The 25,103-nt window shown below is 51.9% G+C and carries 10 protein-coding genes; 8 read left to right on the top strand and 2 right to left on the bottom strand.

Going from position 1 to position 25,103, the window contains the following annotated elements; all coding sequences use genetic code 11:
• Positions 1–572: 572 nt before the first annotated feature.
• The 3 genes from B5D63_RS14340 (at position 573) to B5D63_RS14330 (ending at position 15,559) form a co-directional block, all read left to right on the top strand.
• Positions 573–12,314, top strand: a complete 11,742-nt coding sequence (locus B5D63_RS14340) for an Ig-like domain-containing protein (protein ID WP_143312909.1) — start codon at positions 573–575, stop codon at positions 12,312–12,314.
• A gap of 106 nt (positions 12,315–12,420) precedes the next feature.
• Entirely contained in the window at positions 12,421–13,431 is a 1,011-nt protein-coding gene (locus B5D63_RS14335) for a PorP/SprF family type IX secretion system membrane protein (protein WP_078670324.1), read from the top strand.
• A 73-nt stretch (positions 13,432–13,504) separates the two neighbouring features.
• The gene (locus B5D63_RS14330) at positions 13,505–15,559 is read left to right on the top strand and encodes an OmpA family protein (RefSeq protein ID WP_159456026.1); all 2,055 of its coding nucleotides are present in this window, start codon (positions 13,505–13,507) and stop codon (positions 15,557–15,559) included.
• Between the two features lie 106 nt (positions 15,560–15,665).
• Here B5D63_RS14330 and B5D63_RS14325 read toward each other — a convergent pair whose 3' ends face one another.
• Positions 15,666–16,181 (bottom strand): hypothetical protein, encoded by a 516-nt coding sequence (locus tag B5D63_RS14325; protein WP_078669467.1) that lies wholly within the window; start codon positions 16,179–16,181, stop codon positions 15,666–15,668.
• 303 nt (positions 16,182–16,484) lie between these two features.
• Here B5D63_RS14325 and B5D63_RS14315 point away from each other — a divergent pair, with 303 nt between their 5' ends.
• Both B5D63_RS14315 and B5D63_RS14310 read left to right on the top strand, forming a co-directional pair.
• Positions 16,485–17,900, top strand: coding sequence for an MATE family efflux transporter (locus B5D63_RS14315; protein WP_078669465.1), 1,416 nt, complete (start codon positions 16,485–16,487; stop codon positions 17,898–17,900).
• Positions 17,901–17,980: 80 nt separating this feature from the next.
• On the top strand, positions 17,981–18,904 hold the full coding sequence (locus B5D63_RS14310) for a PfkB family carbohydrate kinase (RefSeq protein WP_078669464.1): 924 nt from the start codon (positions 17,981–17,983) through the stop codon (positions 18,902–18,904).
• A gap of 89 nt (positions 18,905–18,993) precedes the next feature.
• On the opposite strand, the gene B5D63_RS14305 is transcribed toward B5D63_RS14310, so the two are convergent.
• Positions 18,994–19,785 carry a S1/P1 nuclease gene (locus B5D63_RS14305; protein WP_143312908.1) on the bottom strand — a complete coding sequence of 264 codons (792 nt, stop codon included), beginning with the start codon at positions 19,783–19,785 and terminating at the stop codon, positions 18,994–18,996.
• A 103-nt stretch (positions 19,786–19,888) separates the two neighbouring features.
• Between B5D63_RS14305 and uvrB the strand changes: the two genes are divergently transcribed.
• The 3 genes from uvrB (at position 19,889) to B5D63_RS14290 (ending at position 25,085) form a co-directional block, all read left to right on the top strand.
• Positions 19,889–21,940, top strand: coding sequence for an excinuclease ABC subunit UvrB (uvrB, locus tag B5D63_RS14300; RefSeq protein ID WP_078669463.1), 2,052 nt, complete (start codon positions 19,889–19,891; stop codon positions 21,938–21,940).
• Between the two features lie 408 nt (positions 21,941–22,348).
• On the top strand, positions 22,349–23,737 hold the full coding sequence (locus B5D63_RS14295) for an ammonium transporter (RefSeq protein WP_078669462.1): 1,389 nt from the start codon (positions 22,349–22,351) through the stop codon (positions 23,735–23,737).
• A 265-nt stretch (positions 23,738–24,002) separates the two neighbouring features.
• Entirely contained in the window at positions 24,003–25,085 is a 1,083-nt protein-coding gene (locus B5D63_RS14290; RefSeq protein ID WP_078669461.1) for a porin, read from the top strand.
• Positions 25,086–25,103 lie beyond the last annotated feature (18 nt).

Here is a 25,103-nt window from a genome sequence, read left to right as displayed (position 1 = left end):
TTAAGTACGTCTGAGTCAGGGGTTTAGATTTGTAAAAATCAAAATGAACAAAATGAACAGCAAATTTTAAAAATGATTATATATATAATAATCTTTAATAAAGATACTTTTGTGTTAGTTATACCATATAATTATATATATAATTAATTTGAAAATAACAAAGTATAGCGAAAGTCAACCATGGTGGCCATTTGGCCGGGGTTGCTAAGAAAAATCGACCCATCCGAAAAAAAATTTATCCCTGAATCCGCTGCCGCCAATTGAGGGAACTTCTTTGTAATAAAAAAGGTGACCGTCGTCACCAAAATGAACAAACTGAACAATGAAATTTTAGAATGAACGAAAGGGACGCTGCCGGTCAAAATGAACTAAAATGAACCACCTTTTATCCCCCGCTTCACTATACATTCGTAACGTTTTTGCAATCCTTTAACATATGATTGAAAGTAGGATACATCAACCACCTCACTTTTTATCATTTGTCATATAGCCACGTCATAACCTATCCTGCCGCCAGAGTAATTTGTAATTCATTGCAAAATGAATATCGTTTTATTTTAATATCTGGTGCTATGCATTCAAACACTACTCCTAATTGCCCTTTTATTGCTGCCCCTATTACCCGGTCCTGGGCGAAGAGTGCCTTGAACACACCTGTGTTACTCTTCTTCAAAAGGCATACCCGTTTGTTCCTGGGAAATCTGCTGTTACTGCTGACGGCCTTCGGAATGATAGCACAACCGGCAATGGCGCAAACGCAAACACAACGTGTATATGCGACTACACAAACCAATGCGGTGGATATCACCGGTATTGGCTTATGTGCGTTGTGCGGTGTCAATAACCCCGGCAATGCGGTGGATGTTACCGGCAACTTTCTGCAGACGTCCTCCCAGATATCAGCACCAGTGGTGTTGAGCGTATTGGGACAGGTAACTGTTTCCCAAACGCTGATCTTCCCTGCAGGCCAGCTTCCGACGGGTTCTACTCCGGCAGTGGTAAAAATCGGCGCAGGAGATGCATTGTCATTGGCGCTCGCTGGCTCTATCAGTGTACAAGCCTATAACGGCAATACTCCGGTCGGCTCCCCGGCCCCTGTTACAAATGCATTGCTCAACCTCCTTGCCAGCGGTAACCAGGCAGAAGTGTTTATTCCCGCTCCGGGTGCAGCGTACGACAGAGTACGCGTATCTATCCGGGCTGACCTGCTCTCTGCGCTCGTGAATATTAATGTATATGCTGCCTATTATAATACACCGGCCACCGGCACCATCAACTGTAATACCCCCATCGATGTATTGTATGGCGTGAACGGCACACTGGCAGGCGTAGGCTCCGTAACCAATGCACCCAACGCAGTGGACGGCAACGTGGCCACCTTCGCTCAAATGTTCTCCGCGGTAAGCACCACCCTGGCAGATAGCTATACACAATTAACTGCGGTATATCCCGGACTGTCAAAAGCCGGCGACTCTGTTCGTATCGTGACTTCCAACGCCGGCGCGCTGCTAAGCGCTCAGCTACTGAACGCCATCACTATCGTCACCTATAACCAGGGCACCGTAGTGGATTCCCTGACAGGCAGCAGCGCCCTGCTCAAAATAGACCTGCTCTCGGGAGGGTCGGGGCCCCAAACCCTCACCTTCGCTTCTTCGGGAGTGTTCGACCATATACAGGTCCGGTTCGGCGCTATCGTCAGCGGACTCGCCACCCTAAATGTGAACGAAATTCAACGGTTCAGCCCCTCACCGGCCACTACCGGCGGCTCCGTCGTTAAAACCACCTGTCTGGGTACGCCGATCACGCTGAGTGTAAGCAATCCTGACAATGTTAATTATAACTATACCTGGTACGATTCTACCCAGACAACTGTGGTAGGCTCCGGCTCCAGCTTCCAGGCCCCTGCCGCTACGGCCGGCGCTTTCCGGTATTATGTGTCTGCCAGCCTGAAAACCTGCTCCGCCTCTGAATCAGCTAAAGCGCTGGTGACAGTCCTTGTCAACAACTTCGCTACTGCCGCTGATATCACAGTGCCGCCCACTACCGCTGTCTGCGCAAACACTGCTTCCATTACACCTACTGCTACCAACCCGTCCGGTACCGCTACCTTCAAATGGTATAAAGACATTAATAAAACCACCCAGATCACCGATGGACTGGTGGAAGGCGCCATCAGCTACGCGATCGACGCCGCTACCGGTAAACTCACCATCACAGGGCTCACTGCTCCGTCTACCACTTTCTATGTAAGTATCACTGACAGTACCCATTGTGAAAATCAGGCTGGCGCACTGGCTTCCGCCACCGTTACAGTCGGCACCAGCCCGCTGCCGCCGGTAACCGCTTCCAGCGTTTCCGGTATCGTGAACCAGCCGATCACGCTGACGGCCTCCGCACCAGGTGGCACCATCGAGTGGTATACAGACACCACACTGGCGCCCGTGGCTACCGGCCCTTCCTATAATGTAGGTCCGTTCCCTACCCCGGGTGTACATACCTATTTTGTGGGTGTTCGTCTTGCCGGTGGTTGCTCTTCCGCAAGAATTCGTGTAGATGTGACCGTTACTACCGCAGGTACGCCTGTTTCCTGTAACGCTGCAACACAACAGGCATCCGGCACGACCCTCGGTTGTGTGCTTTGTTCCATTAACAATCCAACCTTCTCGGTGGACAGTGATCCGGCCAACTTCACGCAACTGAGCGTACCGGTAGGTCTGCTGGGCGGCGCTGCTTTTCAACAGCTTATCTTCCCGCAACCCGGCGCCGCGTTAGACAGCATCCGGTTTGATCTGGAATTCCCCGGCGGCCTCGCAGACGTATCGCTCCTGGGCGGCGTAGTGCTGACCGTGGCCAATGGAACCACTGTCGTGGCGAGAGATACCCTCACCCAACTTCTCCATCTTACACTGCTCACCAGCACCAGGGGTTATGTGACCATCCCGGCCAGAGGCGTGTTTGACCGCGTGGAAGTGAAAATGACCGGTACCCTGAACCTGCTGAATGCAGTGAATATATATGGTGCGCGCATCATCAGCCCCAACCCGACCACACTGGTACGTAACGTACAGGCCTGCGTTGGTTCCACTGCCACCCTCACCGCCACACCGGCGCCGGGCACCAGCGTTCAGTGGTATGCTGACTCCACCACTACTACAGCCCTGGGCCCCAATCCATATACTACACCGGTACTCAACACCGCCGGTACTGTAACTTACTGGGCACAGGTAATCGGCACCAACGGTTGCGCTAACCCTGATCGTATACCAGTTGTTGTTACTGTGAATACACTGGCTACCGCCGCAGATATCAATATCGCTGATACCACCCTCGGCTGCGTGAGCAATACTGCTGTGCTGAAACCTACCGCTACTACAGTATTGGATTCAGTATTCACCTGGTATAAAGACGCTAATAAAACAACTGCCATCACCAACGGCCTCACAGAAGGTGCGGTACACTACGCGCTGGATAGCGTGGGTAACCTCACCATCACCGGTCTGGCACTGGGCAACTATACATATTATGTAGCCGTGAGCGGTTCCAACCGTTGTGAAAACGCAGCAGGCGCACTGAAGCCTGCTGTCGTAAGCATCGTGAACGCACCGGCCGGACCAGTGGTAACCGGCACTGTAGTGGTAGCTACCGGTCAACAGGCAACCCTCACCGCCTCTCCTGTTCCGGGTGCGGTGATCAACTGGTACGCCGATTCCACTACCACCACCATCGCCGGTACAGGTACCAGCTTCGTGGTAGGTCCGTTCAGTAATCCTGGTATTTACAGCTACTTCGCTGCAGTAAGCATCCCCGGCGCCTGCTCTTCTGCACGGGTACGTGTAAACGTAGAAGTGACCGGCCCGGTCATTCCTTCTCCGGATTGTAATGTGCCGACTACACAGGTGTCCGGTACCACCCTCGGTTGCGTACTCTGCTCCGTACAGAATCCAACCAATGACATCGACAGCTCTCAAACCAACTTCACCCGCCTGAACATACCGGTAGGTTTACTCGGCGGTTCTGTATACCAACAGCTCATCTTCCCGAACCCGGGCGCAGCTGGCGACAGCATCCGTCTGACCATGGCAGCTTCGGGCGGCCTGGCGGATGTAAGCCTGTTGGGTGGCGTGGTGATTACCCAATATAATGGTACTACTGCCGTAAAAGCAGATACCCTGGCCGACCTGCTGACACTGCGTCTGTTGAGCGGTCAGCAATTCTCCGCTACCGTAGCAGCCACCGGTACTTATGACCGCGTGGAAGTGAAACTGACAGGTCTCGCTAATCTGCTCAACTCCATTGATATCTACGGCGCCCGCATCCTGTACCCGAACCCGACTATCAGCGGTACGGACGATACCGTATGCGTGAACCAGAAAGCGACGCTGGCGGTAACGCCTGCTGCCGGTACTACAGTGCGCTGGTACGCAGATTCTACCAGCACCACCGTATTGAGCAGCCAGAACACTTATACTACTGATACCCTGAGAACACCCGGTAAAGTAACCTACTACGTACAGGTGGTAGGCGCGAACAATTGCGCTAACCCTGGCCGTATAGCCGTTAACGTAGTCGTGAATCCGTTGGCCACTGCGGCAGACATCAACCTGGCCGATACCACTCTCGGCTGCGTGAGCAATGTCGCCCTGCTGAAACCAACATCTACCACTGTTACCAACCCGGTATTCACCTGGTATAAAGACGCTAATAAAACAACCGCTATAACCAATGGTCTTACAGAAGGTGCGGTACACTACGCTTTAGACAGCGTGGGCAACCTCTCCATCACCGGCCTCGCGCAGGGCAACTATACTTATTATGTGGCTGTGAGTGGTACAGGCCGTTGTGAAAATGCTGCAGGTGCACTGAAACGGGCAGTTGTGAGCGTAGTAAATGCTCCTGCAACCCCGGTGGTAACAGGTACTGTAGTAGTAGCTACCGGTCAACAGGCAACGCTGACCGCGTCCCCGGTTCCGGGTGCAGTGATCAACTGGTACGCTGACTCCACTACCACTACCATCGCCGGTACCGGTACCAGCTTCGTGGTAGGTCCGTTCAATAATCCGGGCACTTACAGCTACTTCGCTGCAGTAAGCATCCCCGGCGCCTGCTCTTCTGCACGGGTACGTGTAAACGTAGAAGTAACCGGTCCGGTAATTCCTTCCCCGGATTGTAATGTGCCGACCAGCCAGACTTCCGGTACTACCCTCGGTTGCATACTCTGCTCCGTACAGAATCCGACCAATGACATCGACAGTTCTCAAACTAACTTCACCCGCCTGAATATACCGGTAGGCTTACTCGGTGGTTCTGTATTCCAGAAACTCATCTTCCCGAACCCGGGCGCAGCTGGCGACAGCATCCGTCTCACCATGGCGGCTCCGGGCGGCCTGGCAGATGTGAGCCTGTTTGGCGGCGTGGTGATCACCCAATACAATGGTACTACTGCCGTGAAAGCAGATACCCTGGCTGACCTGCTGACGCTCCGTCTGCTGAGCGGCCAGCAATTCTCTGCTACCGTGGCAGCCACCGGTACTTACGACCGCGTGGAAGTGAAACTGACCGGTCTCGCCAACCTGCTCAACTCCATTGATATCTATGGCGCCCGCATCCTGTATCCGAACCCGACTATCAGCGGCACCGGCGATACCGTATGCGTGAACCAAAAAGCAACACTGTCTGTAACACCTGCTGCCGGCACCACCGTACGCTGGTACGCAAGCGCCACCAGCACCACCGTGTTGAGCAGCCAGAACACTTATACTACCGATACCCTGAGAACACCGGGTACCGTTACTTACTACGTACAGGCGGTAGGCGCCAACAATTGCGCTAACCCTGACCGTGTACCCGTAAACGTTACCGTGTCTCCGGCGCCTGTAGTGCCCGGTCCTGACCAGACGCTCAACCTCTGTCCTGGTACCAGCGCTGCACTGGCGGTAACCAATCCGAACAACCAGCTTACCTATAACTGGTACAACGTGGCCACTGGCGGCACCAAACTGAATGCCGACAGCGGATACGTATTTAACGTACCAAATATCACCAAAGACACCACTTTCTATGTGGAAGCGGTAAGCACCTGTGGTGCTGTTTCTCCGAGACAAGCCTTCCATATCGTGATCTCTGCTTCCCTGAGCGCACCAGTGGTGACACCTAATCCGGACTCTGTAAACATTGGCACACAAGCCGTTCTCAAAGCCACCTCCAACGCCGCCAACGTGGTATTCACCTGGTATGGCAGCCAGACTGGCAACGACAGCCTGTTTACCGGTCCGATCTACGCACCGCCTACCCGAAACACGCCGGGCACTGTAACCTACTGGGTGAAAGCCTCCATCAATGGTTCCTGCTCTTCTATCCGCGTGCCGGCAGTAGTGGTGTACGGAACATTTAACACACCAACACCAGTGCCTTGTGAAGGCGCTACCACCCAAACTATCGGCGGCAGCGGTCTCCTCGTACTGGGCAACGTATACAACCCGCAGCTGGCGGTAGACAACGATGCCAGCACAGCAGCGTCTCTCGTGATCAATCTCGGCGTACTGAATGCAGAGGTATGGGAAAAAGCAGGCTTCAACGGTCTCTCCGCTCCTGGCGACACCGTAAGGGTATTGCTCTCTGATCCGGGCGTGGTATTGTCTGCATCCCTGCTGGGCGGTGTTCAACTGACTACTTATAATGGTAACGCTCCGCAGGATTCTGTGACCGTCAGCGATCCGCTGGTGAAACTCAGTCTCCTGAGCAACGGTACGCAGGCAATCGCCGAATTTGTACCGACCAAACCATTCGATGCCGTACAGGTGAAACTGAAATCCGGCCTCGTGGGTGCCCTCACAGAAATCGGCTTCAACTACGCACAGCGCGCACTGGCCAAACCTGCTGTACAGGCTGCCCAGGTAGCTGTTTGCGCAGGTAGCACGGCTACGCTCAACGTACAGAATCCGGTGGCAGGCATCACTTACCGCTGGTATACTTCCAACGGTACTTACCTCACCGGTAAAGATGGCGCTGCCCTGACTACCGGCGCGCTGACGGCAGATACCAGCTTCTTCGTGGAAGCTTTCCGCAACGGTTGCGCAAGCGCCGCAAGAACGCAGGTGGCTGTGAAAGTGGCCGCTGCTCCGGTTGCACCGACCGTACAATCCAATGATGTGAAAGTTTGTCCGGGTTCAGACGCGGTACTGGCCATTGCCAACCCGCTGGCAGGATACACCTACAACTGGTACAACGTAGCTACCGGCGGCACCAAACTGAACGCCGACAGCGGATTTACGTATAAAGTGGTCAATGTAACAGCTGCTGCCACCTACTATGTAGAGGCGTTCAACGACAGCTGTAACACCACCTCTGCTACCAGGACAGCTGTTAACGTGAGCACCGCAGCTACCCTGCCTGCTCCGACCGTAACACCGAACCCTGACACCGTGGTAGTCAACCAGCAACCGGTATTCACTGCATCTGCTTCTACCGCTAATGCGCAGTTCTACTGGTTCGCTACACAGACGGCCACAGACACCCTGTTTAAAGGAGCACAGTTTGCCGCACCGGCTTCCGCTACCGTGGGTACTAAAACCTACTGGGTGGTAGCAGCCATCCCCGGCGGCTCCTGCTCTTCCGCAAGAGTACCGGTAACAGCGGTCACCATTACCGACAGGCAGGACCCTGTGCCTTGCGAAGGCGCAAGCTCCTTTACCATCGGCGGCTCCGGCCTCCTCGTGCTGGGCAATGTGTACAACCCGCAACTGGCAGTTGACAACAGCGCCAATACTTACTCTTCCCTCGTAATAGACCTCGGCATACTGAATGCCTCCGTTTGGGAAAGGGCCTTCTTCAACGGTGTCTCCACTCCGGGCGATACCGTGAAAGTAATGGTCACCAACCCAGGCCAGGTGCTCTCTGCCGCCTTACTGGCAAGCTTGCAGCTGACATCCTACAATGGTACTACAGCCGGTGACTCCGTACTGGTGTCCAACCCGCTCGTTAATATCAACCTGCTCAGTGGTGGCAGAAGCGCGCTGCTGTCCTTCGTACCAACCAAACCATTCACTGGTGTGGAAGTGAAACTGAAATCCGGTATCGCAGGCGCCCTCACCGAAGTAGGCTTCAACTACGCACAACGTGCGATCGTTCAGCCTACCGTACAGGTGACCAACAGCAGCATCTGTAAAGGTCAGCAGGCTACCCTCAAAGTGGTGAACCCTGCGGCAGGCGTTACCTACGGCTGGTACGACAGCAATGGCAACCACCTGCTCGACAGCATCGCCTACCTGACATCACCGACCCTCGACTCCGGTACCTACACTTATACGGTAAGGGCCATGAGAAACAACTGTAGCGGCGCAGCTTCCCTGCCTGCAACAGTAACCGTGTACGGTACTCCGGCCACTCCGGTTGCCACCAAAGACAGCGTTACCACCTGCGTGAACACACCGGTTACCCTCAGCGTAAACGCTGTACCAGGTGTTAACTTCAACTGGTACGATGCTGCCACCGGCGGCGCCAAACTGGCCTCCAATACCAATACATACACCACTCCGGCCAACCTCGCCGTAGGCACTTATAAGTTCTATGTAGAAGGCGTGAACGCCAATAACTGTGCAAACGCCGGCGCCCGCGCCGTCATCACCCTGATGGTGACCAACGCTGCTACAGCAGCCGATATCAACGTGACAGACCAGAACATCTGCGCAGGTGATACCGCCAGACTCACACCGACTTCTGCTACCGTGCAGAACCCGGTATTCAAATGGTACGCTAATCCGGATAAGACCGGTCCGATCACACAAGGTGTTAGCGCAGCCGGCGTGCTGACCATCTCCGGCCTCGCACAAGGCACCTACACCTACTACGTGAGCGTAAGCAGCGCCGGTAACTGTGAAAATGCAGCCGGCGACCTGAAAGCAGCACACGTGACCGTGAACAAACGCTCCGCGGCTGCTGACGTCATCGCAAGAGACACCACCATATGTGCGAAAACAACCGTCACCCTGACGGCTTCCAGTACTACCGTGACCAACCCGGTATTCAAATGGTACAAAGAGGCTACCCTGCAAACACTGCTGTTTACCGGAGCGTCTTACACCACACCGGTGATTACGGCCAACACTACCTACTATGTGACCGTAGAAGGAAGCAACAGCTGCGCAAATGCAGCCGGTACAGCGAAAGCGGTGAATGTAAATCTCACCAGCGTGCAAACGCCGACCATCTCTGCTTCCAATACCAATATCTGTGCAGGTGACTCCGTAGTCCTCTCCGTACAGAACCCGGTAAATACCCTTACTTACCGCTGGTACAACGTGGCCACGGGAGGTACCGCGCTCTTCACCGGACCGGTATACATCGCGAGAAACCTGACAGTGTCTACAGACTTCTATGTACAGGCTTCCGCCGGCAGCTGCAGCGACACTACCCGTGTGAAAATATCCATCGGCGTAGGCACCGCACCAACACCGGTACTGGTAGCCAGCAATGTCACCACTTGTCAGAACAACCCGGGAACATTGATGATCCTCAACCCGGACAACGCGCTCACGTATAAATGGTATACCACACCAACAGGCGGTACCGCGATCTTTACCGGACCGGTATTCATTACGCCGCCGTTGGCAGCCACTACCACTTACTATGTGGAAGCGGTAGGTGATATCACCAAGTGTGGCGCACCATCAGCCCGCACTGCCGGTACCGTTACTGTAGTACCCGCACCGCCGGCGCCAGTGGTAACACCTGCATCCATCAATACCTGCACGGGCTCCAGTGTAACGCTGACCGTACAGAGCCCGCAGACAGGCATCAGGTACCAGTGGAGCGATATAGATGGCAACCTGTTATTTACCGGTACCAGCTATACCTTCAATGCTGACAGCAGCACCACTTACTATGTAAGAGCGGTGATCGGCGGCAGCTGCACCACCTGCGGAGGCTGCGGTGGCCCAAGAACTGCCATCCCAATTAAAGTGAATACAGCGCCGGCTACACCGACCGTCACAGCCACTTCACTGAGTGTGTGCGCTGGCGGCTCTGTAACCCTGAGTATTCAGAACCCCGTGGCTGGTACTACCTATAAATGGTTCAGCGCCGCTACCGGCGGTACCCAGCTCGGAACCGGCACCACCTTCTCCACCGGCCCGCTGGCAGTGACCACCGACTTCTATGCGGAAGCCAGCAACGGTACCTGCGCGAGCCCGGTAAGAGCTAAAGTGACCGTGAGCGTGGGCACCGCACCAACACCGGTACTCGAATCCAATGCACTGACTGTCTGCACAGGATCTACCGCAACGCTGCGCGTGATCTCTCCTGCAAACAATATCACGTACAAATGGTACACCGTTCCGACAGGCGGCACATCCGTCTTCACCGGACCGATATATACAACAGGGCCGCTGACCACCACAACAGACTTCTATGTGGAAGCTACAGGCGATCCTGCACAGTGCGGCAATCCTTCTGCAAGGGTGAAAGCCACTGTGACAGTGACCTCCGCTCCTGCTGCTCCGGAAGTAACTGCCACCAGCCTCAGGACCTGCGCCGGCACCGGTGTAACAGTGTCTGTGAAGAACGCACAGCCTGGGTTTATCTATCGCTGGTATGACGCCGCAACAGGTGGTACCCTGCTCTTCACCGGTGAAGTGTATAACATACCGGTTGTCAACAGCACGACTACCTACTACGTACAGGCCAATATCGGCACCGGTTGCTCCAGCGCCACCAGGACAGGTGTAACCGTGAACGTAGACCCTGCACCGGCCATGCCGACTGTAGCGGCCAATAACCTGACCATCTGCATCGGCGGTACCGCCACCTTCAGTATCCAGAACCCGGACCCTGCACTGACCTACAACTGGTACAGCGCCCCGGCCAATGGCACACTGCTGGCTACCGGTACAAGCTATACCACCGGCCCGCTGACCACCACCACTACCTTCTACGTGGCGGCAGTCAACAACAAAGGCTGCGGAAGCTCCCGCGCTGGCGTAACAGCAACGGTGATCACTACCATCGACGCTCCGCTGGCAGATCCGAAAACAACCTGCGCAGGCCAGACCATCACCCTGTCTGTGAAGAACAGCATCACCGGCGTGATCTACAAATGGTACACTGCACCAACAGGCGGTACACCAGTATTCATCGGTGCTAACTACACCATCACACCGGCCGCTAACGCGACTTACTACCTCGAAGCTGCTACCAGCGGTGGTTGTGTGAGCGCCAGCAGAACAGCGGTGAACGTTACTGTAAATGCGGCTCCGGCTGTACCGGCAGTGGCAAACGCTACGCTCCAGACTTGTCAGGGCCAGACCGTGACACTGAATGTACAAAGCCCGAACGCAGCACTCACCTACAAATGGTATACTACCGCAACCGGCGGAACAGCCATATCAACCGGCAGCAGCTTTACAACGCCACCGGTTACCGCAAATGCGATGTACTATGTGGAAGCCACTAACGCTAACGGCTGCCCGAGTGCAACCCGCACCGCTGTAAGTGTTCAGCTGATCAACGCACCGGCCGCACCGACAGTTACCGGCAACGAAAACGGTATCTGCCCGGGTAAAACAGCCACGCTGACAGCCAGTTCAACTACACCAGGCGTCACCTTCAACTGGTACACAACACCAACAGGCGGCACACCAACATTTGTTGGTCCGGTGTTCACCACACCAGCACTGAATACCACCACTACCTACTATGTGGAAGCGGCAAGCGCCTCCGGTGGCTGTACAGGTGTGGGTGCAAGAACAACAGCGATCGTTAGCATGCTGCAACCGCTGGCTACACCGAACGTGGTGGCCACCAGCATCACCGCCACCAGCGTCACCTTCAGCTGGAACGCTGTTCCTGGTGCTGTACGCTACGAAGTGACCCTCGACAATGGCGCTACATTCATCGCACCAAGCACCGGCCCGAACGGTACATCGCATACCGTGATCAACCTGCAGCCTAACCAGCTCCTGAAGTTCGGTGTAAGGGCCATCGGCTCCAGCGATTGTCAAACCAGCGCGTTGGGTAGCGTTACTTGTACAACATCCAACCCGCAAGGCAACAACATCTTCATACCGAACCTCTTCAGTCCGAACGGCGACGGCGTCAACGATGTGTTGTATGTGTACGGAACAGCTATCGCCCAGCTCGAATTCAGAGTGTACAACCAATGGGGGCAGCTGGTATTCACCTCCAAAGACCAACGTCAGGGATGGGATGGTACGATGAGCGGACAAAAACAACCGGTAGGTGTGTATGTATACATCGTGAGGGCGACTATGCAGGATGGACAGATCATCACGAAGAAAGGTAACGTTACCCTCATGCGGTAAACGACAGGAACAGAAACCCGTAGATTAATAAATAATAAACTAGCCGGGGTGCATGCCAGGCACCGGTCTGCACCCCGGCAATTTTGAACAAGTAAAAAATGTTCCTATGAAAAGGATCTTTATTGTTGCAGTACTTTTATGGAGCAGTTTGTTGCCCTGGCAGTCTTTTGCACAGGTAGACCCACACTTCTCCCAGTATTACGCCTATCCAATGTGGCTCAATCCCGCGTTGACAGGCGTGATTGACGGAGATTACCGGATCTCCGGGAACTACCGCAACCAGTGGGCAAACTATGGAAAACCCTTCTCTACCGCCGGTGTTTCCGTCGACGCCGCCACTGATAAAAATATTGGCGTAGGCCTTAATGTCCTCAATATGTCTGCCGGCGATGCAGGATACAATTTCTTCAACGCCATGGCCAACGTATCTTATACCGGCGTACGGTTCGGGCAAACCAAAACCAGCCAGATCGTATTCGGTATCCAGGCAGGTGTCATCAACCGCCGCGTGGATCCGGCCAAATTCCAGACGGGCAGCCAGTACAAACCCACCATAGGTTTCGATCCCAGCATCGCCAATGGTGAAAATGTAACAACTACTTCTTCCACCGTTTTTGACGCCGGAGCCGGTGCCATGTTTTTTGACGGCAATCCTAATCACATGCTCAATCCGTTTGTGGGATTTGCAGCGGCACACCTCACCGGTCCCAAAGATCCGTTCTCCGGCGGTACCGGTGAAGAAAAGAAACTGCCGGTGCGCTACCTCGTTCACGGTGGTACCAAAATAAAAATAAACGATGCAGTAAGCCTTACCCCTACCGGCCTGTACATGCGCCAGGGGAACGCCGAAGAAATAGTGGCCGGCATGTACGCACAACTGTTGGTAAATCCCGAATTCGATTTCCTGGTAGGTGGAAACTACCGCTTTAACGATGCAGTCATTCCTTTTGCCGGCTTCCATTTCAAAGGTTTTGTATTGGGCCTCAGCTATGACACCAACACTTCAAATATGCGCCGCCTTGTCAACGGCAGCCAGAGCTTTGAAGTATCCCTGTCCTTTATCAGCAGGAAAAGAAGGGTGTTGAATGAAGAATACTTCATCTGCCCGAGATTATAGGGATATAGTTTTACAAGTGGATATAAACAGAAGTGGATACCATATTTCTCCAGACCATAGAATTAGAACCTTCATGAAAAAAATTACACTTCTTGTACTGGTAATTTTTGCAGGGCTGATTAATTCGATACAGGCGCAATACGTAGTTGATTTCAAACATACGGCAGACGTATATTACAACGCCAGGGACTATTATTCGGCAGCACAGTATTACAATAAAGCACTCGGTACTTTTAAGGTGAAACCGGAACAGATATTACCTTATGCCGTCGCCAACGCAGCTCCGCCCACCGGTAAGTTTAAAGACTATCAGCAGGTAGTGTCCCGGCTGGCGGAGTCCTACCGGCTTTATCATGATTTTGGAAATGCCGAGACCTGGTATTCCCAGGTGGTAGGGTTCAATAATCCCCAGTTCATTCAGGCCAAATACTGGTATGGCGTATGTCTCAGGGCCAACGGGAAATATGACGAGGCGCTGAAGCAGTTCAATGATTTTAAAGCCAGCTACACCGGTGCAGATGAACTGTCTACCCGCGTGCCGCTGGAAATCGCCAACTGCGAATTTGCTTTGAGCGAAGCCGGTAAACAACCCCGTTTTACCATCGTGAAACTGGCCGGCAATGTGAACGAAGGCGGGGCCAACTACGCACCTGTGGTAGTAGATGCAAAAACACTGATGTTTACCTCTTCCCGCGCAGAAACACCGGTAACCCCTACCGGTCAGCCGGAAAAAAAGAAAGACCGGAAAGGGACCCCTTATGTAAATGACCTCTATACCGCCAGTGGCAACGGCAGCGATTTCGGCAACAGCCAGAAACTGAAAATCCCTGCTGCAAAAGGATATGATCAGGGCGTTTCTTCCATCTCCCCCGATGGAAACTCCATGTATATGACCCGCTGGTCAGTAAAAAATGGCATGAAACAAGCCGATATCTACCTGAGCACCAAACAGAATGGTAGCTGGTCCGAACCGCAGAAAATGGGCAGCAATATCAATATGGATGGTTACAACTCCATGCAGCCTTATATCACAGCGGATGGCAAGTACCTGCTGTTTGCATCCAACAGGCCCGGTGGTATGGGTAAATACGATATCTGGTATTGTGTGATGAACAGCAACGCCCCGGGTAATGCCCGCAATATGGGAACTACCATCAATACCAAAGATGAAGAACAGGCGCCTTTTTACGACGCAGAGAAAAGTGTGCTGGTATTCAGTACAGACGGCCGCGTAGGCCTCGGTGGCCTGGACTTCTTCCAGAGCGAAGGTGACTTCGGTACCTGGTCAAACCCGGTAAACATGGGCAAACCATTGAATTCTCCCAAAGATGATATCTATTATTCCGCGATCGACAATACACACCCTTTCGCGGAAGGATTTATCAGCTCCGACCGCGAATCCGTTTGCTGCCTCGAAGTATTCAGCATTAAAAGAATACGGAAAATGGCCAGCGGCCTGATCGTGGACTGTGATACCCATCAGCCGCTTGCAGGCGCTACCATCACCCTGCTCGATACGGTACGGCAGAAAACACTGAAGAAAATAACACTCGATGCTACCGGACGCTACTCCTTCGAGGTAGACCCGCAGCGTTATTATAAAATTGTTGCTGAAAAAGAAAATTACTTCACCAAAAGCCTCTACTTTAAATCAGACGAACTCACCAGGGTGGATTCACTCGATAATCCAACCCTCTGCCTCAAACACTATGAAGTGGAGAAACCGATTGTCCTGAACAATATCTATTATGATTTTGGTAAAGCGACCCTGCGTCCCGAATCCAAAGTTGTGCTGGACACCGTGGTGGACATGCTGAATGACAACCCGAAACTGATGATAGAAATGTCTGCGCATACAGACAGTGTGGGGTCAGACAAGTTCAATATGAAACTGTCTCAGTCCCGTGCACAGTCCTGCGTGGATTACCTGATCAGCAAGGGCATTTCATCCCAGCGGTTAATTGCTAAAGGCTACGGTAAATCCCGTCCTGTGGCACCTAATTCATTGCCTAATCATAAAGACAATCCGGAAGGCCGTCAGCAAAACAGGCGTACGGAGTTCAAGGTATTGCGCAAGCAGATGCCTGTGTTGACGAATGATACCAACGAAAATCAGTCGTCGCAATAGACCCTGATCGTTTTCCATATCCTAATAAAAACAACAGAATAGCCGGCGGATAGCCGGCTATTTCTTTTCATCACACTATACCAGAACAGTTTTAATGGTATAAAAATTAATTGGCTTTGCCAACGTTACCAATAGTAAGGGTGTCTGTAGAGAAACGGCTGTGTTTTACTTTGAGATGGGCCACATACTTAACGGCATCGTTATACCGGAAAGGTATTTCTTTGGTAGCGCCTGCAGCCTGTTTCAAGGTAACTTTCTTTACGTTTTTAAACAGTTCCACTGCAAGGAGGCCTCCGTTGCCTTTTGCGTCTACAGCTTTTAACGTGTCCGTTGTAGGTACCAGATAGGTGCCGCCAATGAAATACACCTGGTGTACCGTGTCTTTCTTGTTTTTACCCAGCATTAAAATTACGTTGATGGAACTGTCCGTATTTTCAGTAATGGTAACAGCGCCTGTTTCGCGGGCCGCATCGGTGCCTGTGCCCCGTAACTTAAAGGTGATGTTACGCGGTTCGGGAACAGGAGGCGGACTGTCGTCCTTGTTGCAGGCGGTGAAAGCTATGCCCAATACAGTAGCAGCTACGACTCCCGTTTTGAGAGCGTGTTGGTGAAACATGAACATGATGTCTGTTTTAACGAAGGTTAAATTGGATAAGTTGACTTTTTGGTTTCCCTATAGGTTTCAGCGCGCTTACTGTGATGTTAAACGAGAGACAGCATTAAATGTTACAACCCTTGCACAAAATATTCTTTACAGAAATTTTGACTTTTCGAAAAAACGGCTACTTTTGTTTTACATCCTGCTGATGTAAAAATAGTAGCATATGAGAAACTAATTTCGCGGACCTACCGCATTTTCCCCGCTTTAGAACCTTTAATGATGGCTGCCTGCAGCCACAGACTTTCACGTATTAACTTATTGGACATGCCTTTCTTTAAACGGGCGCAGTTGCGTCTTGTTCAATTTTTTGAATTGTTTCGCGTCGCTGTTGCCGGAACTGAAAAAGAATTCACCACCGGTAGTATTAACCGGGCTATTTTTTTACTGGCCATACCAATGGTACTGGAGATGGCCATGGAATCGTTGTTTGCCGTAGTAGATATTTTCTTCGTGAGCCACCTCGGCGTGAATGCTATTACTACTGTTGGACTTACGGAATCGGTACTGACGCTGGTATACACCTGTGCGATGGGCCTGAGCATGGCCGCTACCGCGGTGGTGGCGCGCCGTACCGGTGAGAAGAACCCTGAAGAAGCGGCCCATGCCGCCATGCAGGCGCTGTATGTAGCGTTGGTGCTGTCGGTGGTCATCAGCATCGTAGGCTTCGTTTTCTCCCGGGATATTTTATTGCTGATGGGTGCGTCGGCGGAAGTGGCAGATTACGGCGTCGGATATACGAAAATACTGCTGACCGGTAATCTCGTTATTGTATTGTTGTTTCTCATCAACGGTATTTTCAGGGGGGCCGGCGACGCCGCGCTGGCCATGCGTTCGCTCTGGCTGGCCAATGGCCTCAATATTATATTGTGCCCGCTGCTGATCAACGGGTGGGGCCCGGTGTCGGCCATGGGCCTGAAAGGAGCTGCGCTGGCCACTTTCATCGGGCGGGGCATGGGTGTTTGTTACCAGGTATACCACCTGGTACGTGGTAAAGACCTGATCCGAATTACCAGACAGCATCTGTCGCCCGCCTGGGACACGATTGTATCTGTCCTGAAGCTGGCTGCCGGAAGTACCGCCCAGATGCTGATCGCATCTGCCAGCTGGATCTTCCTGGTGAGGATCATCTCCCATTTCGGCAAAGATGCGGTAGCGGGATATACCATCGCCATCCGGGTGGTGATCTTTACCATCCTGCCTGCCTGGGGAATGGCCAATGCCGCGGCGGCGCTGGTAGGACAGAACCTGGGGGCGCAACAGCCGGACCGCGCGGAAAAATCGGTATGGCGGGCAGCTTTTCTGAATATGATCTTCCTCGGCATTGTGGGCGTTGTTTTCCTGGCAGGGGCGCCGGCCATCATCCGGCTGTTTACCCATGAGGCCGATGTGATCACTTATGGCGTGCAATGTTTGCGCCTCATGAGCCTCGGATACGTATTTTATGCCTATGGTATGGTGATCACGCAGTCGTTTAACGGCGCCGGGGATACCCGCACACCTACTTTCATTAATCTGGTGGCTTTATGGATGTTCCAGGTGCCGTTGGCCTATACCCTGTCTATATGGCTCCACTGGGGCCCCCAGGGCGTTTTCTGGGCTATCGCCATTGCCGAGTCTGCAATGGCTGTAGCGGGGGTACTGTTATTCCGCCGCGGTACATGGAAAACAGTAAAGATTTAACCTTTTTGCTTTCTCCGGAAGATGTTACCTTTGCCTGGCTTTGTATTAAATTTTAAACTAATAAAATTCAGGAAAGTAACATGGCTCTTACAGTCGTAGGCACAATGGCGTTCGATGAAATTGAAACGCCCTTTGGTAAATCAGGAAAAATCATTGGCGGTTCTGCCACTTATATCGCATGGGCTGCCTCCAATTTCGTGCAACCAGTGAATCAGGTGTCTGTTGTAGGTGAAGATTTCCCGCAGGCGGAGATGGACGCATTGACTGCCAGAGGTGTGGCACTGGACGGAGTACAGGTGAAGAAAGGGGAAAAGTCTTTCTATTGGTCCGGCAAGTACCACATGGACATGAATACCCGCGACTCGCTGGTTACTGACCTGAACGTACTGGCAGACTTCAACCCGGTTATCCCGGACAGCTACCAGGGCAGCGAATTCCTGATCCTGGGCAACCTCACACCGCAGGTGCAGATGAGCGTGATTGAACAGCTGACCGTTCGTCCTAAACTGATCGTGATGGACACCATGAACTTCTGGATGGAAGCAGCCCTGGACGATCTGCTGAAAGTACTGCAGAAAGTGGACGTGCTGATGGTGAACGACAGCGAAGCCCGTCAGCTGAGCGGAGAATACTCCCTCGTGAAAGCGGCCAAAAAGATCCTCACCATGGGTCCCCGCTACCTGATCATCAAAAAAGGAGAGCACGGTGCGCTGCTGTTCCACGAAAATCACGTGTTCTTCGCTCCTGCCATGCCGCTGGACGATGTATACGACCCAACCGGCGCAGGTGATACCTTCGCAGGCGGTTTTATCGGATATCTGGCCAAAACCCGTGATATCTCTTTCGAAAACATGAAGACCGCCATCATCGTAGGTTCTGCCATGGCTTCCTTCTGTGTGGAGAAATTTGGTACTTCCCGCCTGAGGGAAGTAACACACGAAGAACTGACCACCCGCCTGGAACAGTTTGTTCAGCTGGTGAACTTTGATATCGACCTGGTATAGACCAACAGATAACATAAAAAGAGAAAGCGGCCACCCGAGCAGGGATGGCCGCTTTCTCTTTATGTAGCCCGGACTTCGGCGGGGGAGAATTATCTGTAGATGCCATTCAGGACGGTTGCGAGACGCAGGCCGCCTTTCAGGAGCTGGTTGTTCAGGTCTTCCACAAACACATAGTTGTAACGATAGCTGAGCTTGGAATCCGGCTTGGTGTAGCCATACACTTTATCGGCCAGCAGGTGGGACTCAAACATCCAGTCGGCGATGGTGCCGCTTTGCCATGCTTTTACCCTCGCCGGTGTGGCGATGTTGATAGCCCTGGTGTATTCTGTGTAGCTGAGCTGCTGAAAGTCGATCAGCTGTTCATCCCACACGCGGTGCAGGTTAGAAGGCTGGTTGAACCACATTACACTGATTTTGTTGCCCCCCATGTCTTCATCACGACCCACGTGCAGTGGCTGGTGCATATCCCCCATCATGTGAACGAGGAAGGTGAGGGCAAAAAGTTTTTTCTCTTTGGACAGGTGCTTATTTTTCAGGTCGCGGATCATGGCCTGCGTCTGGGAGTACAGGTTTTCTCCGGTGGCCGCTTTCAGGAGGCTGTCGAATGCTGCGCGGCCCACATTGGCGGGGAAATCGAGATAGTGCCAGGTATTGGTGTGGTCGTACTGGTGGGTGGTGTCGGATTTGATAAAATCCGGCCAGTTAGCGATCATAGGCAGGCTTTGGCGCCCCAGGATGTTGGCAACGGCTTTTTTAGCCTGCGGGGTCAGGTGCTGCCAGGCAATCTCCGCTACAATGCGGTGCCCGTTTGGCCCCCAGGCGAAGCTGGCTAAAGGCAGTAAAAAGGCCAGGATCAGGCCCGGTAAGATCTTTTTTCTCATGAGTAAGTCAGTGATTGAAAGGCAAAATTAAAGCTCTTTTTTTTAACACTTTTAGGACGCGTCATTTTAGTATTTTTACATACTGCTCAAATGAAATTTCAATATGCCATTTAAGATACAAGCGCCTTACGCTCCCGCTGGTGACCAGCCGGAAGCCATCAGACAATTGACCGAAGGATTGCTGGAAGGAGAACAATATCAGACGTTGCTGGGGGTGACCGGATCTGGTAAAACCTTTACAGTGGCCAATGTGATTCAGAATGTCCAACGCCCTACCCTGGTGCTGACCCACAATAAAACACTGGTAGCCCAGCTATATGGAGAACTCAAACAGTTTTTCCCTGATAATGCGGTGGAATACTTCGTTTCCTACTATGATTACTACCAGCCTGAAGCATATATGCCGGTGAGCGATACCTACATCGAAAAGGACCTCGCCATCAATGAAGAATTGGATAAGCTCCGCCTGAGAGCTACGTCCAACCTGCTTTCCGGGCGCCGCGACATCATTGTGGTGGCCAGCGTTTCCTGCATTTACGGTATGGGTAACCCCACCGAATATGAAAACGGGATTATCCGTATCCAGCAGGGACAAACGTTTAGCCGGAACGCCTTCCTGCATGGACTGGTCAATTCCCTCTACAGCCGTACCACCGGTGACTTTAACAGGGGGAATTTCCGCGTACAGGGAGACACCGTGGACATCAACCTGCCGTATGTGGACTACGGCTACCGGATTACCTTCTTCGGTGACGAAATCGAAGAAATAGAAAGCTTCGACGTACAGAACGGCAAACGCATTACCACGATGGAGAATGCGGCCATTTTCCCGGCCAACCTGTACCTCGCGCCCAAAGACATCCTGCAGCAGGTGATCTACGAAATACAGGACGAACTGCATGCACAGGTGGAATACTTTAAGGCCAACGGAAAACTGATAGAAGCACAGCGTTTATCCGAAAGGGTGAACTATGACGTGGAAATGATCCGGGAATTGGGCTATTGCAGCGGTATTGAGAACTACTCCCGTTTTCTGGACCGGCGTAAGCCCGGTGCCCGCCCGTTTTGCCTGATGGATTATTTCCCCAGGGACTTCCTGTTGGTGATCGATGAGAGCCATGTGACCATCCCGCAGATAGGCGGTATGTATGGCGGTGACCGCTCCCGTAAGCTGAACCTCGTGGAATTTGGTTTCCGTCTGCCTTCAGCGCTGGATAACCGCCCGCTCAATTTCTATGAATTTGAAAACCTGGTGAACCAGGCCATATTTGTGAGCGCTACCCCCGGTGAGTACGAACTGAAAAAGACCGAAGGGATCGTAGTGGAGCAGGTGGTACGTCCGACCGGTCTGCTGGAGCCGCCTATTGAGGTAAGGCCCAGTGTGAACCAGGTAGATGATCTGCTGGATGAAATTGACAAACGGGTACAGAAGGGCGACCGTGTGCTGGTGACCACCCTGACCAAACGGATGGCGGAGGAAATGGACAAATACCTCGGACGTATTAATATTAAGTCGCGCTACATCCACTCTGAAGTAGATACGCTGGAACGTATTGAGATCCTGCGGGACCTGCGGCTGGGTAATATCGACGTGCTGGTGGGGGTGAACCTCCTGAGGGAAGGTCTTGACCTGCCGGAGGTATCGCTGGTGGCTATCCTGGACGCCGATAAGGAAGGGTTTCTGCGCGACGAACGTTCGCTGACGCAGACGGCTGGCCGTGCGGCGCGTAACGTAGACGGGCTGGTCATCTTCTATGCGGACCATATGACGGACAGTATGCAGCGTACCATTGATGAAACCAGCCGCCGCCGCGAAAAGCAGGTGGCGTATAATGAGGAGCATAATATAACCCCGCGGACGGTGCGTAAGAGCAAGGAGCAGATACTGGGGCAGACTTCCGTGCTGGAAATCAAACACTTCGACGAGTCTTCCCCTTATGCGGTGTATGATGTGTCGCTGGTGGCCGAAGATGCGGTGCAATATGCAAAAGAGACGACCGTGTCAGCGAAGACGATTCCGCAGATGGAGAAAGCGATCCAGAAGGTGAAGAAGGAGATGGAAAAAGCGGCCAAAGATCTCGACTTTATGGAAGCCGCCCGTTTGCGCGATCAGATGTTCGCTATGGAGCGGGAATTACTCGAAATGAAACAATAATTCATCTCCCTTCTCATAAACATTATATAGAATTATTTATAATATATCACTGGTGAAAATTACTCCCAGTGATATATTATAAATATGTATAAAATTGATAAACAATTCACTGTAGCGGGTCTTTTCGAATTGTAGTAACATCTCTCCCTGGATTTTTTTAAAAAATCGTAACCCTTTCATAAAAGTTTTTAAATAATTGATTATTAATTAGTTAGACTACGATTGTAGCACGTTGTATCGCTAGATAAGGAAGGAAAATAAGAATTAATATTATAATATATTATTATATAATTGATTTAATCCTAATTATTACATCGATAATTCAAATAATTCTATTTTTAGACCCTTCTATTTGATGTTTTAAATTTCACATCTACTTTTATTTAAGAAATTTAAAAATCAAATGCTATGAAGAAAAGTTTGTTCCAAGACTATCTCCCCTTTATTTTTCTGGCGGCAGTGGCAGTAATTGGGATTTTTATTCCAGCGTTACCCAATTTTTCAGATGTCAGTAAATATAATACGGCTGACATCGCCTGGATCCTGGTAGCGTCTTCTCTGGTATTTTTGATGACACCGGGCCTCTCCTTCTTTTACGGTGGTATGGTGAACCGGAAAAATGTGATCTCTACCATGATGCAGAGCTTCATTGCAACAGGATTGATCAGTGTGGTATGGATCGTAGTGGGCTTCAGTCTTGCATTTGGAAAGTCTTATCATGGCATTATCGGTGATCCCGCTACCTTTTTTATGTTCAACAACGTTGGTTCCGGTGCCCCCTGGAGCCTCGCCCCTACTATTCCGTTGCTGTTGTTTGCGCTCTTCCAGATGAAGTTCGCCATTATTACACCAGCGCTGGTGGTAGGCGCTGTGGCGGAAAGGATTCGTTTTACTTCCTACGTTCTCTTCATGGTGCTGTTCAGCCTCCTGGTATATGCACCTATCGCGCACTGGACCTGGCATCCGGAAGGCATCCTCTTTAAACTGGGTGTACTGGACTTTGCCGGCGGTACCGTGGTACATATCTCAGCCGGTTGCGCAGCCCTCGCAGGCGCGCTGGTGCTGAAACGCAGAAAGGACCATATTGAAAAGAAAGAACTGCAACCGGCTAATATTCCTTTTGTACTGTTAGGTACCGGCCTGCTGTGGTTTGGCTGGTTCGGCTTCAACGCCGGTTCCGCCCTCGGCGCCAATGCGCTGGCAGCAACCGCCTTCGCTACTACCAATACCGCTACTGCCGCTGCCGGTCTTTCCTGGGTGTTCTTTGATGTGATACGCGGAAGAAAACCGTCAGCCCTCGGCTTCTGTATCGGCGCCGTAGTAGGACTGGTGGCCATTACGCCTGCTGCCGGTTATGTGGCGATCCCGCAAAGTATATTCATTGGTTTTATTGCGTCCATTATTTCCAATATGGCGGTGCACTGGAAATCAAAAACCAGCATCGACGATACACTGGACGTATTCCCCTGTCACGGCCTCGGTGGTATGGTAGGCATGCTGCTCACAGGCATCTTTGCTACCAAAGCGATCAACGAAGGCGGTAACAACGGCTGGTTCTACGGCAACTTCGAACTGTTCAGGAACCAGGTACTCGGCCTGCTGCTGGTAGTAGCTTACAGCTTCACCGTGTCTTACGCCATCTTCAAGCTGATCAATTTCATCCATCCGCTGCGGGTGAGTGAAGACGAAGAAGCGCTCGGCCTGGACGCAACACAGCACAACGAACACTATCACCCGGCGCTGATGAGTGTAACTGATACAGGATCACTGAAAGAGGAGGACTTGATACACTCCTGAAAAGTGACACCTGTTATGACCCTCCGTGATGGTAAGTTCTTTGAGTTCGATTCTGACCTTTATCAATTTTATTAAGACGTATAGACAATACCGTTGAAAGATCTGGAATGGATAATTAAAGAGATAGCATGCTGTAACATAGTGAAACGCTTTCTTAATTATCCATTCCTAACTATGTAGCATCAGCACGCAAGCATCCCCAAAACAATACGCAGGAGAAGGCCGCATCACTACTTATCATTCTTTATCAACCAAATTCAAGTACATGAAACGAATGCTAACGACCTTATTTGTTATGAGTAACGCTTTTGTTGCCTGGTCTCAATCCTCTGACACCCTGCCGGCCCCGGCTTTCAAGATTTCAGGCTCTGCGGATGTCTATTATAAATATAACCTGAACGGTAACAATACCGATAATAAAACCAGCTTCACCAATTCGCACAATTCTTTTGAACTGGGCATGGTTTCGCTTAAAGTGGAGCATGGGTTTAAAAAAGGTAGCATAGTGGCCGATCTCGGCTTTGGAAAAAGGGCCGGCGAATTCTCTTACAATGAACCGCCGTCACCGTCAAACGGCCTGTCAATGGCCATCAAACAACTATATGTATCCTACCAGCTGACAGAGAAAGTGAAGCTGAGCCTGGGCAGTTACGCTACCCACGTAGGATATGAGCTGGTAGATGCTTATCTGAACCGGAACTACAGCATGAGTTATATGTTTAGCTACGGTCCGTTTTTTCACACCGGCGTAAAAGCGGATATAGCCCTCACCTCTTCGCTCAGTGCGATGGTAGGCGTGTTTAATCCTACCGATCTCAAATCAGTCACCTTAAACAGTCATAAATATATAGGCGCGCAGCTGGGCTTTGCCCCGGCGGAAACACCGATCAAGCTTTATCTCAACTACCTGGAGGGAAAAGATACGCTGGGCGTGCAGAACCATCAGGTAGACGTAGTGGCTACCTACCAGGTGAATAACGTACTGGGGCTGGGCTACAATGGTACCTACAGCACCTACCTGAATACCCGCGCCCCCAAAGAAGATAAGAAGAGTGCCAACTGGTGGGGATCAGCGTTGTATGTCAACTGCGATTTCACCAACAAAGTAGGCCTTACGCTCCGTGGCGAGTATTTCAGTGATAAGGACGGGGTGAAAGTATTTGGCGCAGTACCAGGGGGCGGTAGTGTGGTGGCCGGCACGCTGTCACTCAACTATAAGGCAGGAAACCTGACCATTATACCGGAGTTCAGGGTCGATAATGCGTCGGCGGATATTTTTCATAAATCTGACGGAGTGGCCTCCGGTGTTACGGCAAATGTATTGTTTGCCGCTGTTTACCACTTTTGAAAACCAAAATCTGACTCA

Source organism: Chitinophaga eiseniae (assembly GCF_900167135.1).
GTDB lineage: Bacteria > Bacteroidota > Bacteroidia > Chitinophagales > Chitinophagaceae > Chitinophaga > Chitinophaga eiseniae.
The sequence above is the reverse complement of the archived record's forward strand: the minus strand, read 5'-3'. Positions and strand labels throughout refer to the sequence as shown.

Coding starts and splice junctions, on each gene's coding strand:
- B5D63_RS14335 (WP_078670324.1), top strand. CDS start 12,421: ATGAAAAGGATCTTTATTGTTGCAGTACTTTTATGGAGCAGTTTGTTG.
- B5D63_RS14305 (WP_143312908.1), bottom strand. CDS start 19,785: ATGAGAAAAAAGATCTTACCGGGCCTGATCCTGGCCTTTTTACTGCCT.
- B5D63_RS14340 (WP_143312909.1), top strand. CDS start 573: ATGCATTCAAACACTACTCCTAATTGCCCTTTTATTGCTGCCCCTATT.
- B5D63_RS14290 (WP_078669461.1), top strand. CDS start 24,003: ATGAAACGAATGCTAACGACCTTATTTGTTATGAGTAACGCTTTTGTT.
- B5D63_RS14330 (WP_159456026.1), top strand. CDS start 13,505: ATGAAAAAAATTACACTTCTTGTACTGGTAATTTTTGCAGGGCTGATT.
- B5D63_RS14325 (WP_078669467.1), bottom strand. CDS start 16,181: ATGTTCATGTTTCACCAACACGCTCTCAAAACGGGAGTCGTAGCTGCT.
- B5D63_RS14310 (WP_078669464.1), top strand. CDS start 17,981: ATGGCTCTTACAGTCGTAGGCACAATGGCGTTCGATGAAATTGAAACG.
- uvrB (WP_078669463.1), top strand. CDS start 19,889: ATGCCATTTAAGATACAAGCGCCTTACGCTCCCGCTGGTGACCAGCCG.
- B5D63_RS14295 (WP_078669462.1), top strand. CDS start 22,349: ATGAAGAAAAGTTTGTTCCAAGACTATCTCCCCTTTATTTTTCTGGCG.
- B5D63_RS14315 (WP_078669465.1), top strand. CDS start 16,485: ATGCCTTTCTTTAAACGGGCGCAGTTGCGTCTTGTTCAATTTTTTGAA.